Below are 14022 nucleotides of genomic sequence, written 5' to 3' on the forward strand. Positions count from 1 at the left end.
TTATGCCATTACTTTTCCCAAATTGATATTATTATTGCCTGGCGGAATTAAAATAACGTATCACTAATTCGGCTTTTGCGGGGCCAACAACTGCAGCAATAGCAGATTTATCTTTCGTTTGCAGGTTTTTGATAGATTTAAAATGCTTTAAGAGGGTATCTGCCGTGGTTTTACCAATGCCGGGAATCTGCTCTAATTCATTTTTAAAAGCACCCGCCGAACGTTTATTCCGGTGAAAAGTAATACCAAAGCGATGCACTTCATCTCTAATTCTCCGAATCAGTAGCAAGCTGTCACTATCCCAGGGTAATTTTAAGGAACGGTTATCGCCCGGAAAAAATATTTCTTCCTCATTTTTGGCTAAACCCACCACATTCATGCTACCCAAAAGGCCCAATTCATCCAACGCTTCTAAAGCAGCATTTAATTGGCCTTTTCCACCATCAATAATCACCAATTGTGGCAGTGATTGGTTTTCTTCTTTCAAACGTTTATACCTCCTGTAAACTACCTCTTTCATGGTTGCAAAATCATTGATGCCCTGAACGGTTTTTACATTAAAGTGCCTGTAATCTTTTTTACTGGGTAAGCCGTTTTTAAAACAAACCATTGCAGAAACCGGATAACTACCCTGAAAATTCGAGTTATCAAAACATTCTATATGTATCGGTGTTTCCTGTAAATGCAAATAATTTTTTACTTCTTCTAAAACCTGCATCAAATCTGCGTCTGATTTAGTAGTAATATGCAGTGTTTTTTTCTTCCTGAGCTCTTCTTTAAAATAGCTTACATTTTTTATGGATAATTCTAATAATTTTTTCTTGTCGCCCACCTTGGGAACTGTGATGGTGATATCCGGTTCGGGGTAATCCATCTCAAAAGGCACCACCATTTCTTTAGCAGTACTGTTAAAAGTTTTTCTTATATCTAAAATTACCATCGGCAGTACCTCCGCTTCGGTTTCTTCTAATTGTATATCAATTTTTCTGGTATGCGTTTGTACAATGGTACCATGGTTTACCATCAGGTAATTGATGAATGCAACATGTCCTTCCTTCTCAATTGAGAAGACATCAATATTGGTAAGGTGTTTACTTACAATCACTGATTTTGCCTGATAGTTTTCAAGATATTCCATTTTACTTTTAACCGCTGCCGCTTTTTCAAAAGCTAAATTTGCTGCATGTAACTGCATTTCAAGTTTTAAGCGGTTCATTACCGAACTTAAATTACCTTTTAAAATTTCTCTGATTTGCTGAATGCCGGTGTTATAATCGCTATCCGTTTGTAAACCCTCACAAGGGCCTTTACAATTACCCAAATGATACTCTAAGCATACTTTAAATTTATGCTTTTGAATATTGTTTGCAGTTAATGCCAGTTTGCAGGTTCTTAAAGGAATGTATTGTTTAATAAAATGCAATAATTCCCGAACACGCCCTACAGAACTGAATGGTCCCAGATATTCTGAGCCATCGTTTAATTTTTGACGTGTTAAAAATACTCTGGGAAATGGTTCTTTTTTAATAACAATATATGGATACGTTTTGTCATCTTTTAAATTAATATTATACTTGGGTTGATATTGTTTAATCAGTGCATTTTCCAATAAAAATGCATCCTGTTCCGAATCAACAATGGTAAACTCAATACTTTCAATTCGCTTAACTAATTCAAATGTTTTATAGCCGGTAAAAGTTTTTGAAAAATAAGAGCTTACTCTTTTGTGCAAGTCTTTTGCTTTTCCTACATATAAAAGTTGATGCGATACATCATAATATTTGTATATGCCCGGTTTATGCGGTATGGTATGGGCAATGAGTTGAAAAGCAGCAGCAGTCATATCAATGTTTCCAGTTTACAAATATTTTGTTTTTGTTAATTACAGAATCTTTCAATAAGTATTCTTTATTGATTGTAAAATAATTGGTAGGTTTCCAGTGTAAAGCCTCATCTATGGTAGTATCTGCGCGATGCAGTATTTTGTGTATAAAAATATTTTTCAATTTGTTATTAGCGTCATTTAATAAAATAATTACTGATTTAATGGGGAATGTATCATCTTGTGCGGCTGGTGCATAGGTAAAACTATAACTGTTGGTTGATAAATCATGAAATACAGATTCATTGAGTAAAGGTTTTAGTGCAGGGCTATTAATATCAGCATCCAAAAAGGGTTGGGCTAAATGTTCAAATTCCTTAGCATAAATAACTGAAGAGTCTTTTTTTCCTGCATTATTCGTTTCTATTTTGTACATAAAATACGGCGTGCTATTTACATCGTTTATTTCTTCAGTTAATATTTCTTTTATTGGAAAATAAGTACCGGTATCTTTTACCGGTTGTGTGGTTGTTGCTGCCTTTTGTTGGTTACTATGGCAGCCTGAACAGCAAACAGTTACTGCAATGGGTACTAATATAAAAAGCAAATACTTCATGCTACAAAAGTATTTGAAACACTTGTAACCGCATTGTATAAACTTATTTGCTGATGATTTATACTTGAAAAAAATTAACGAATGGGCTGGGTAAACCCAATTTTTAAACCATAATCCCATCTAAATTCTTTAATGGGGTACAAATCGTTATAGGTAGGAAAATGTTGATACCGTACCTGCGGCCCAATAAACCAGGTTCTGTTTGCGGTTTTATAGGTAACATTCAACTCAATCCCTGTATTGGCATTCCACTTTCTGAAAAAGGGAGCTCCATTGGTATAATATTTATAATCGGTTGAAAGCAAATACACGTTTTTGTTAAGAGTAAGGGTAGGTTGAAAACTGATACCTGCATCTACACCAATTTTTTTATCGGGAAAGAAACTCCATTGAACACCAATGGGGATAGATATTTGGTATAGTTTATTATCTAATTTGGCAGATTGAAAGCCGCCTGCATTGCTATAACTGGAAAGCATATTTACAGAATCTAACTGATGGTTACGTACGTATGCAATGGTTGCAATATTATAGGGCGACCAATATGCATCAATATAATACTGCCGAACATTAAATTGTAAGCCGGTTTTTATTTGCAGGTTTTTATTTAAACGGTATAAAATAGCACCACCCGCTTCCATGCCAATGGCAGGTTTGTGGTGTACTGCTGCATTAATGTTGCCATTTACTGAATTGTTGGTATTGTTAACCGGACTGTTTAATGCGAAGGTGCTCAATAATGTTGCATAATTTAATCTTTCCTGATTGTCAACTAAATTTCGGTAGCTGATGGAAGGTGTAATATATAATTGGTAAGAAAATCTTGGAATTTTAGCAGTAGTTTTTAATAAATTTTTTGAAGTATTATAAGCTGATTTGTTCAGCACATTATTGAAACCACTGATTTTGTTTTTCTGATCTAACCATGCAAAATTAGGATACAATATCAGGCTGTTGTTGCCGGAATAATAAGTAGTGTTACCTGAAGGATAGGTATTGTTTTTAATGCTTTCTGTATTCATCAATTCAACCGGTTCACCATTACCGTTAATATGTTTGCTGATGATGGAAATATTTTGAATACCTTTATTGAAGTGGCGGCTACTCACAATAATCTCGTTACCGGCAGTAATGTTATTGGATGTATTTACAAATGCATAGTACGTATTGTGCTGCGGTTTATTGATGTGGTGAAGTTTATTGATGGTTTTATTGGTAATAGCAGTAGGATTAATGGTTTGCTCTAATAAATTATTTTTATTGGCATCAGCGTGTATATTGCTATTGTCGGGTGTATTGGCATCAATCATTTGAACGTTACCAATGGGTGCAAGGGGCTTTATCAAAATATTTTTAGGCGGGTAATTGTAAATGGTAGTAGCCGTTAATGCAACAATAATAAAAATAGCAATAAATGTTAATGCTTTCCAGGAACCCGTACCATGCAATTCTGTACGAATATTTTCCCATACATGCTCAGATGGGTACATGCGGTGTTGTTTCACCTCATCTTGCAAGAATTGTTCAAATTCATCATGTATATGAAAATTGTTTTCCATCGTTCCTGCACTTATTTACTAAATGCTGCCAGCCAGTTGTACTCTTCCTTCGGGCTGTCAACAATTTTCTTCTTAATTAAAATAGTTTCCAACATAGTTTTGGCTCTTGTGTACTGACTTCTGCTGGTACTTTCTTCTATATCCAGCATTTCGGCTATTTCCTTATGGCTAAAGCCTTCTAAGGCATATAAGTTTAATACGGTTCTGTATCCCACGGGTAAAAGTCTGATACATTCTATAATTTGTTTTCCCTGCAATATGGAAGGGATGGTTTCATCTTTGGTATGCAAATGTGTTGCCTGCGACAATTCAACACTTTCATTAAATTTTTTATTCTTTTTTAAAAAATTAATGCAGGTGTGTACCATAATTCTTCTAATCCAGCCTTCAAATGCACCACGGTTTTGAAAAGTATTCATTTGTGTAAACACTTTTATAAAACCTTCCTGTAACATATCTTCCGCATCCTGTCTGTTATGTGCAAACCGATAACACACCGATAGCATTTTAGGGCTATATCTGTTATACAACTCACGTTGTGCAATGGGGTCATTGTACATACATCCAGTTATTATTGCCTGTTCAGTCATTACGGGATAAATAGTTACCCTTAAATATAGGACATTTTGAAATTTTAAATGCTGCTTGGCATTTTTTTTCTTTTGAGCGGCACATAGTATTTAACCGTTTATCATTTTTTTTCAAAATTCAAGCTGCTATAGCTTGTAATTTCTGAGTAGAAAGTTACATTTGCAACACTGTAACAAAAATTATTTGAAAAATAGGGGAAACATACAATCCTTTACCGCCGCTTTTCTTTTGTTGGTTATGTTGTTGGCTATAATGCCCAAACAATGGCTGCATTATTGGTTGGCACAACATACCGATATACCTGCCAGTGTTGCAATACCTAAAAACGGGCCTGTTATTCATGCAGTTGGTTATAGTTGCGATGTAAATAATATGGTGGTGGTATTGCCTTTTATGGGCGAACAAATAAATGTAATAATTACCCTGCCGGTTAGTTTTATCAATGCAACTACCATTTTATCTGAAAATATATTTTCATCAGGCCATCACACTTTTGCAACACGCGGGCCTCCTTCTGCCGTCAATAACTTCATCTGGTTGTAATTTAATTATTTATTTAACTAATGTAATTTTATGTTGAAAAAGTTATTACTGGCTTTGCCATTATATAGTATTTTATTTATTTTATTACCACAATTTGCAATTGCATGGGATGGGAATGAAGATTTGGAGCAGGTGGTTTTACATGGAAAAGTATTAGACGCACAAACGCAAAAACCATTAGTTGGCGCCACTGTAAGTATTCCTGATTTAAAATTGGGTGTTATTACAGATGATAAAGGTGAATATCAAATAAAGGGCTTGCCCGTTGGTAATTTTTTGATAGAAGTAAAATATGTAGGTTATGCAACTGCTACAAAAAATGTTGCATTGAAAGGTACTATAACGGCTAATTTCAGTTTGCTGGAAAGTGCTACTGAAATTGGCGAAGTAGTAGTAACGGGTACTTCAAAAGCAACACAAATTAAAAGAAGCCCGGTACCTATTGTAACCATTAATCATAGTTACCTGCTCAGTAATAGTGCCACCAATGCTATTGATGCAATAGCAAAAATACCTGGTGTAAGAACTGTTACTACCGGACCCAATGTTTCAAAACCTATTATCAGAGGATTGGGGTACAATAGAATTTTAACCTTATATGATGGTGTGCGACAAGAAGGCCAGCAATGGGGCGATGAACATGGTATTGAAATAGATCAGTTTAGTGTTGACAGGGTTGAAGTAATAAAAGGTCCTGCCAGTTTATCATATGGTTCAGATGCGCTTGCCGGCGTGGTCAATCTTATTCCTACACAACCAGCACCCGAAGGAAAAATGATTGGAGAGGTTTTGTTGAATTACCAAACCAACAATAAGTTTATAGGTGGTTCGGCAATGTTAGGTGCCACTAAGAATGGTTTTGAATGGATGGCTCGTGTTTCGCACAAACAAGCCGTGGATTATCAAAACAAAGTAGATGGCAGAGTGTTTGGAACGGCTTTTCGCGAAACTGATGCAAATGCTTCATTGGGTCTGCATCGTAAATGGGGTTACTCACACCTGAATTTAGTTTTGTTTGATGACTTGCAGGAAATACCCGATGGAAGCCGCGATAGTGCCACTTGGAAGTTTACCAGGCAAATTACTGAAATTGATACGGTACGACAAATTGTTTCTAACCATGATTTAAATAGTTATGCCATTGAAAAATTACACCAACATGTGCAACATGCCCGCATTTACTGGAGTAATAATTTTATTTTGGGTGAAAGCAGGTTAGATGTGAATTTGGGTTTTCAGAACAGCAGGCGCAGAGAGTACAGCCATCCTGAACTATTTACTATCCCTGGTCTTGATTTGCAACTGCAAACTTACACCTATGATGTAAAATATCATTTTCCTTCTTTAGACAATTGGGATATCACCGCAGGTGTAAATGGAATGTACCAGAACAATACCGTTACTAACGGTACCGAATTTGTGATACCCAATTACCATCAATTCGATATCGGAGGGTTTATTTTGGGTAAAAAAACATTTGGCAATTTAGATATTGCCGGAGGTGCAAGAATAGATGGCAGAACATTTGATAATCAAAAATTGTTCACTAATGTAAATCCTGTTACAGGGTTTGATATGGCGGTGAATGGCACAGATACAATTGGTGCACAAAAAATATTTTCTAATTATAAGCATAATTTTTCAGGGTTTTCCGGAAGCATAGGGGCAACCTATAATTTTTCTGAGAAATTTTCAGTAAAGGTGAATTTAGCTCGTGGTTATCGTGCACCCAATATTGCTGAACTATCTGCTAATGGTGTGCATCCGGGTACTAACATTTATCAAATAGGTAGTGATCAGTTAAAGCCTGAGTTTAGTTTACAGCAGGATGTTGGTTTGGTGTATTCTTCAAAATATGCCGTTATTCAGTTAAGTGTATTCAATAATACCATTAACAATTATATCTACAATCAGAAATTATTGGGCGCCAATGGCCAGGACTCCGTTTTGGTTCAGGGTAATCAGACATTTAAATTTGTTGCATCCAAAGCAAATTTGTGGGGCGGAGAGTTTAGTGTAGATCTGCATCCCATTAAACCTTTGCATTTTGAAAACAGTGTATCTGTTGTAAATGCCATTAATAAAGGTACAGATGGAAAGGCTGTTGCTGATTCAGAAAAATATCTTCCATTTATTCCGCCTGTGCACGGAACTTCTGAATTGCGATATAATTTTAATTTGGCAAAATCGGGTATTAAGAATGCTTTTGTAAAAGTGCAGTTGGAATATTATGCCAGCCAAAACAATGTTTTCAGTGCTTACGGAACCGAAACACCAACTCCGGGTTATAGTTTGTTTAATGCAGGTTTTGGAGGAAGTATTACCAATAAAAAAGGCGATGTGTTATTTAATGTGTATGTTATGGGTAATAACCTCTTCAATTTGGCTTATTGGGATCACTTAAGCAGGTTAAAATATTTTTATGGAAATTATCAAAATCCGGGTCCAAACGATAACCCACGAGAACATGGTATTTACAATATGGGTAGAAATGTTTCATTGAAAATAGATTTTCCGCTGAGTTATAATTTAAAGAAAAGCAGTTAAGTTGGTTTGTTTTTGGTAGAAATAAGGCCCACTCTATTACGGAAGGGCCTTTCTGTTATCTTACAAGAATAGATAGTGGATAATTTTAATTTTACACTGCAAATGATGCATTTAATTTGCGTTCGCCAATTTGCTGGCGCCACATGGCATAATATAATCCTTTCATAGCCACTAAACTGTGGTGATTGCCGGTTTCCACAATTTGCCCTTTTTCCAGCACATAAATTCTGTCGGCATGCATTATTGTACTTAAACGGTGTGCAATAAGAACAGTGATTTGTGATTTTTCGTTCGATACTGCTTTAATGGTATTGGTTATTTCTTCCTCAGTAATAGAGTCTAATGCGCTGGTGGCTTCATCAAATAACAATAAATGTGGTTTACGTATCAACGCTCTGGCAATGGATATTCTTTGTTTTTCGCCACCACTTAGTTTTAATCCGCTTTCACCTATTAGTGTATCAATGCCATTGTCTGCCTTAGTCAGCAATTGATTGCAGCTTGCCTTTTGTAGTGCTTCTAAAATATCCTCATCTGTAGCATCGGGCTTTACAAATAAAAGATTTTCTTTGATACTGCCTGCAAATAATTGGGTATCTTGGGTAACAAAGCCAATTTGTCCGCGTAGTTCATCAAAATTTAAATTGTGGCCATCTACACCATTATAAAAAATGGTACCCTCTTTTGGCCGGTATAATCCTACCAATAATTTTACCAAAGTACTTTTACCGGCGCCACTCGGACCTACAAAAGCAACGGTTTCGCCTTTTTGTACAGTAAAAGAGATATTATCAATGGCTTTATAATTAGCTGTTTGGTGTTGAAATGATACCTGATCGAAAGTTAGTATTTCAATTGCGCCAATATGAGTAGGTGTAACCGGTGAATGATCGGGCGTTTTACTCATTAAATGATGAAAGTTATTGATAGAAGCTTCTGCTTCCCGATAACTGAGCAAAATATTTCCAATTTCCTGTAATGGTCCGAAAATAAAAAAGCTGTAAAATTGAAGGGTAATTTGTTGTCCGGTGGTCAATATATCTTTAAATATTAACCACATCAAAACCATCATAATTACCTGCCTTAATAAGTTTACGAATGTACCCTGAATAAAGCCAATGGTTCTTATGCTTTTTACTTTCTTTAGTTCAAGTCCTAATATTTTATAGGTATTATTGTTTAGGCGTTTTATCTCCTGGTCAGTGAGCCCTAAACTTTTTACCAGTTCAATGTTTCGTAAACTTTCAGTAGTAGAGCCTGCCAGCATGGTAGTTTCTTTTACAATGCGTTTTTGTATGCTTTTTATTTTGTTGCTTAAGCGGTTAGTAAGCCATGATAAAATGGCAATACCAATAATATAAGTAGGCATTATACTCCAATGAATATGAAAGGCATATACAGAAACAAAAACAACACCCACTAAAATTCCAAACAATACATTAATAAAATATCCAATAAATTTTTCGCAGTCTGCTCTTGCCTTAGTTAAAATTGATAAGGTTTCACCACTACGCTGGTCTTCAAAATCCTGATAGGGTAATTGCATGCTATGCTTCAATCCATCTGTAAATAATGCTGCTCCAAATTTTTGAATAATTACATTTACGGCATAATCCTGGAATGATTTGGCAATTCTGCTTACCATGGCGGTGCCTACCATTAAGCCTAAAAAAACCAATACGCCATAGATATATTGCCATTCAGTTCTGGGTAATTTTTTTTCGTGATCAAAAAAATGTGGATGGTTGGAATATCGGTCAATTAATTTCCCGAACAGTAACGGATCGAACATGGAAAAAACCTGATTAATGGCTGCTAATAATAATGCCAATGCAATGAGCCATTTATAATGTTTTAAGTATTGTAACAGTAGTTTCATACATGTATTGTTTCAATGTTAAAAGCATGATTCATTACGCAAATAATGCACAAGTTTTCATACTTTTATTTGGTTTAGTGAAAAATGAAAACATATAGAAACAATAACTATGCAAATTTTCTGGTATGTCGAAAAGTCAGTTTAGTTTATTGCGATTTCCATACTTTTCCGTCTTTCATTACCCATTGTACTTGTTGTAATAATTGAATATTGTTTAATGGATTACCCTTTACTGCAATGATATCAGCAAAAGCACCCGGAGCTATAACACCAATTTTTCCATCTTGTTGTAATAAATCGGCAGCGGTAGTAGTAGCGGTTTGTATGGCTTGTAATGGTGATAGCCCATATTGCACCATAAACTCAAAGTCTTTTGCTTCCGGCAAATTCCACTCATATCCGCCAATATCGGTGCCATAAGCAATTTTTACACCTGCTTTCATAGCTGTTTTAAATATAGCTGGAGCAGCTTGGCGAAACTGTTGATTAATGAAACTGCCTTCTTTGGCTCTTCCATCTGCAACATAATCGTTTACAAAAATGGTGGGGCACCAGAATACACCTTTTTGGGCCATTGTATTGGCACATTCTTCATCCATGCCACTACCATGTTCAATACTTCTGGCGCCTGCTGCAATAGCAGCTAAAATACCGTCCCTGGTCATGGCATGTGCTGCAAAATTTTTTCTGCTTTTCCGTGTTTCATCTCCTATGGCTTCTATTTCCTCTTCTGTAAAGTTGGGAAGACTTCTGAAGGAACCATCGGGTAAGCGATAATAACCTCTGTCGGCATAAATTTTTATCCAGTCTGCTCCATGTGCCAATTGCTCTCTCACAGCTTTTCTGGCATCATCGGATCCATTAATTTCCTGGATGCCTTTTGGCAAATCAAGCTCCCAATTGTATTCTTTCGGACTAATAGGATAGTGCCCCACAGTATTAATAGCCCTTGTAGCTACAAACATACGTGGCCCGGGTATTACGCCATTGTTAATGGCTTTTTTTAAATCTACATCTGCATACATAGCACCTTCTGTTTCCAAATCTCTAATAGTAGTAAAGCCATTGTGTAATGCAATGTTTGCGCTGCGAGCTGCACGAAGGGTTCGGTAGGGAATGGATTCTTTCAGTAGTTGTTCGGCATAATCATCACTGGTAATATCGCCTTGCAATAAAACATGCGTGTGGCAATCAATTAATCCGGGTAAAACAAAATAACCGGATAAATCGATAGTACTATCTACTTTCTCTTGAAATTCCACCTTCGGAACAATTTTTTGTATGATGTTATCTTTAATAATAATTACCTGGTTATTACCAACGGTACCCAGTTTTACATCTAATAATTTCCCGCACTTTATAGCAGTTATTTTCTGGCTTCTTGCAAATGAAAACATCAGCAATAGTGTTGCAGATAAAATAGTGTATTTCTTAAGCATATGATTTGTTTTAGTACCTACAAGATACTAATTACTGCTTTTATAAATTCTACTGCCTGCAATTTTGTTGTAAAACCATCTTGGATGGCACTATTTTTATTGGATTTGTATTATTTAAAATGTTTTAATTGAGTAAATGCTTTATTAGAACATCCATGCTATATGCACCATTACCCGGTTATTTGCTTTTACAAATCCATTGGCTAAATTTTGCGATAATGGCGTTTGCCAGTTTGTGCCAATAGCCATGTTTTTGAATGTTGTTTCTAAACCAATTGTGCCTAAAAGGAGCTTGCCACCCGAAATATCTGCCTGTAACGCATGGTCAGTATCTTTTTGTGCCTGTTCAAACTGGCATCCAATATTAGGCACAAGCGTAACCGCTTTTGCAATACGAATTTTGTAATACGCCTGAAATATGGTTGAAAATTTATTGCCGTATTGGTATTCATGCATATTGGTTCCATTTATTTTATAATTAGCGGCTATGTTTATACCTGCATCTTGTAAACGAACATCATACATCAGGCTTGCCAGAAAATCGGTACTGCCGGTACCTAATTGAAATAAATTGGCGCTTTGCATATTGTTATCCTTATCTGCCGGATTGTATTTTCCGGTGGGTAATTTTATGCCTGCCCCTATCCAGAGGTTCTGTACCAACAATTTTTGGTATAGAGATTTTCTTTGGTTCAATACTTCATAAAATCCGGTAAATGTAATATCGCCAATTCCGTTTTTACTCAAATTTTCGGTTGCATTGGTTTTGGTATTAAAGCTATAAGGCACATTACCTAAAATGCGTACATGTTTGGCTATATTCCATCCGCCCCAAAGTTCGGCAGTAGTATAATTTTCGGTAGTGGTTAAATAGCTGCTGGTACCTCCTACACCAATGTGGGTACGTAAGCTGTTGTTTTGGTATCTTATTCCGAAAATATGTTTGTGAAATTCGGGCATAATGCCTAAATAATTATTGCCTACACCACATCCGCAAATATCGCATGCATAGGTGAACTGAACTGAAATGACTGCAGTTATAATGATGAGAAATACTTTTTTCATGTAATTTTTCATTTTTATTGTTCACTCAACAAGCGATTCTCCACAAAATTTTTATCGTTGAGTGTTTGTAAAAAAGCAAGTAATTGTTCTTTTTCTGAACTTGATAATGCTATTCCAATATGCCCGTTGTTTTTTAACATGGGGTCTAGATTAGGTGCGTTTTGAACTTGATTGCTGTAAAAATCCAGAACAGCCTCTAAAGTTAAAAAGCGCCCATCGTGCATATAGGGTGCGGTATAGTATAAATTACGTAAGGTGGGTACTTTAAATTTATATTTATCTGCATCCTGTAGTGTGATATCGTATCTGCCTACATCATCAATATTGTTTGGTGATAACCCGTTATTCCGAAATGAAAAATCGGTAAATAATGGTTCTTTGTGGCATGCAGCACAATTGTTTTTGAATATAGTATAACCTGCATTTTCATCATTTGTAAAGCTGGCTTGATGATGCATTACACTATCATACTTCGATTGATCGCTAACGCACATCACCATAAATTGCGACAATGCTTTTAATAAACGGGATGTATTAATTTCAGGTGTGCCAAATGCTTTCTGAAAAAGGGATGGGTAAACCGGAGATTTTTGCAGCGTAGCCAACAAATTATTCATGGTATTACCCATTTCAACATGGTTGGTAATGGGTGCAATGGGCTGTAGGTCTAAGTCGGCAATACCACCATCCCACATAAAAGATGGGCTCCATGCCAAGTTCATAATAGGTGGTGTATTTCTAACACCCAGGCTGTCAAAAATACCATGGCTTACACTATGCCCATGCTGGGTAAAAGCCGAAGTTTGAATATGACAGAAACTACAGCTTATGGTGTTATTGGCGGAAAGTGATGCATCATAAAATAATTTTCTTCCTAACACAAACCCGTTCTCCGTTATCGGATTAGTTTCAAAATGATATACAGGGGTTGGAAAAATATCCGGTTTGGTGAATCCGGCAAACACTTGTGTACTTTCTTTCTTGCAGGCAATAACGCCTGCAAGAAAGAAAGTTAATATCAATAATTTTAATTTCATACCAGTTAGTTTTCAGTATGGTTGTGTGTAAACATATTTACGTAGTTGTTAGCGATGGTTGCACTAAACGGACTAACCATTACCACTGAATTTTGCGCAATACTTACATTGGGAGTGCCATTAAATACTTTCATTACATCTACCAATAAATGTATGTTAGCTGATTTGGTGGCTTTAATTTTAGCAGTACCTCTGGCTGTTAAATCGAGTGTAATGGTTTTAATGTTATTAAGTGTTGGACTGGTACTGGTATAACCACCGAACAGTCCGATATGATACTGAAAAATATTACCATTTTGAGTAGATGCGGGTGAAGTGCCTTCCATCTTAAAGAAAATATAGCCGCTGTTCCAGCTCCAGTACATACCTGCGGCGGCACCTGCAGGATCTAATATACCGATTCTTTTACTGATGTCCAAGGTATTTCTCAAACTATCTACACCTACCATAAAAGTTAATTTACTGTATTCTCCTTCCGGTACACGCAATACAGGAATGGTTGATGCAGGCTTGCTTTCATCAATTAAAAAGTAGCAACTGTCTTGTGGAATGCTGTAAACACTACCATCTGTTTTGGTTAATGTAAAATTACTCACAAAATATTTTAATAAAGTAACTTTAAAAGCCTCACCACTTGCGTTGGTATAGTTGCCTGTATTTAATTGTAAATCCTGGTTGCCGGCTACATTATCAAACTCAACAGACAATTGTCCGGTTGCAGATGCATTGTATTCAGGTGCAACATTTTTTTTACACGAAACCAGAAAAAATAATGCAATAGAAAGGGAAAAAATAATTGATTTCATAATTATATTAAATTAGTATATTTAACAATCTGTTGTAGGATAGTGATAAAATTTTTTACCCGGGCTATTTTTTCGTGAATAGCGGGTAGTCAGAAACAGAATTGTTCATGTATACAAC

11 protein-coding genes are annotated in these 14022 nt (G+C 36.0%); 2 read left to right on the forward strand and 9 right to left on the reverse strand.

Annotation, left to right across the window (positions count from 1 at the left end; genetic code table 11):
- Nucleotides 1–31: 31 nt before the first annotated feature.
- From uvrC to JK139_RS11135, 4 genes are all read right to left on the reverse strand, one after another.
- Nucleotides 32–1843 (reverse strand): excinuclease ABC subunit UvrC, encoded by a 1812-nt coding sequence (gene uvrC, locus JK139_RS11120; RefSeq protein ID WP_218331309.1) that lies wholly within the window; start codon nucleotides 1841–1843, stop codon nucleotides 32–34.
- 1 nt (nucleotide 1844) lies between these two features.
- Nucleotides 1845–2438: a hypothetical protein gene (locus JK139_RS11125; RefSeq protein WP_074420825.1), complete on the reverse strand. Its 594-nt coding sequence runs from the start codon at nucleotides 2436–2438 to the stop codon at nucleotides 1845–1847.
- A gap of 74 nt (nucleotides 2439–2512) precedes the next feature.
- Nucleotides 2513–3997 (reverse strand): outer membrane beta-barrel protein, encoded by a 1485-nt coding sequence (locus JK139_RS11130; protein WP_074420824.1) that lies wholly within the window; start codon nucleotides 3995–3997, stop codon nucleotides 2513–2515.
- 11 nt (nucleotides 3998–4008) lie between these two features.
- Complete coding sequence (locus JK139_RS11135) at nucleotides 4009–4587, reverse strand: RNA polymerase sigma factor (protein ID WP_068244327.1); 579 nt, start codon at nucleotides 4585–4587, stop codon at nucleotides 4009–4011.
- Nucleotides 4588–4771: 184 nt separating this feature from the next.
- Here JK139_RS11135 and JK139_RS11140 point away from each other — a divergent pair, with 184 nt between their 5' ends.
- The gene (locus JK139_RS11140; RefSeq protein ID WP_074420823.1) at nucleotides 4772–5131 is read left to right on the forward strand and encodes a hypothetical protein; all 360 of its coding nucleotides are present in this window, start codon (nucleotides 4772–4774) and stop codon (nucleotides 5129–5131) included.
- Between the two features lie 30 nt (nucleotides 5132–5161).
- On the forward strand, nucleotides 5162–7678 hold the full coding sequence (locus JK139_RS11145) for a TonB-dependent receptor (RefSeq protein WP_074420822.1): 2517 nt from the start codon (nucleotides 5162–5164) through the stop codon (nucleotides 7676–7678).
- Nucleotides 7679–7769: 91 nt separating this feature from the next.
- Here the strand turns inward: JK139_RS11145 and JK139_RS11150 are convergent, their stop codons facing one another.
- The 5 genes from JK139_RS11150 to JK139_RS11170 all read right to left on the reverse strand — a co-directional run bounded on the left by JK139_RS11150 (nucleotide 7770) and on the right by JK139_RS11170 (nucleotide 13904).
- On the reverse strand, nucleotides 7770–9557 hold the full coding sequence (locus JK139_RS11150; protein ID WP_074420821.1) for an ABC transporter ATP-binding protein: 1788 nt from the start codon (nucleotides 9555–9557) through the stop codon (nucleotides 7770–7772).
- A gap of 146 nt (nucleotides 9558–9703) precedes the next feature.
- Nucleotides 9704–10996: a metal-dependent hydrolase family protein gene (locus tag JK139_RS11155; RefSeq protein WP_074420820.1), complete on the reverse strand. Its 1293-nt coding sequence runs from the start codon at nucleotides 10994–10996 to the stop codon at nucleotides 9704–9706.
- 144 nt (nucleotides 10997–11140) lie between these two features.
- Complete coding sequence (locus JK139_RS11160) at nucleotides 11141–12061, reverse strand: transporter (protein ID WP_074418287.1); 921 nt, start codon at nucleotides 12059–12061, stop codon at nucleotides 11141–11143.
- Nucleotides 12062–12075: 14 nt separating this feature from the next.
- The gene (locus tag JK139_RS11165; RefSeq protein ID WP_074418278.1) at nucleotides 12076–13098 is read right to left on the reverse strand and encodes a cytochrome-c peroxidase; all 1023 of its coding nucleotides are present in this window, start codon (nucleotides 13096–13098) and stop codon (nucleotides 12076–12078) included.
- 5 nt (nucleotides 13099–13103) lie between these two features.
- On the reverse strand, nucleotides 13104–13904 hold the full coding sequence (locus tag JK139_RS11170; RefSeq protein WP_074420819.1) for an MbnP family protein: 801 nt from the start codon (nucleotides 13902–13904) through the stop codon (nucleotides 13104–13106).
- Nucleotides 13905–14022 lie beyond the last annotated feature (118 nt).

Origin of the sequence: Hydrotalea lipotrueae (assembly GCF_019249625.1) — a bacterium.
GTDB lineage: Bacteria > Bacteroidota > Bacteroidia > Chitinophagales > Chitinophagaceae > Hydrotalea > Hydrotalea flava.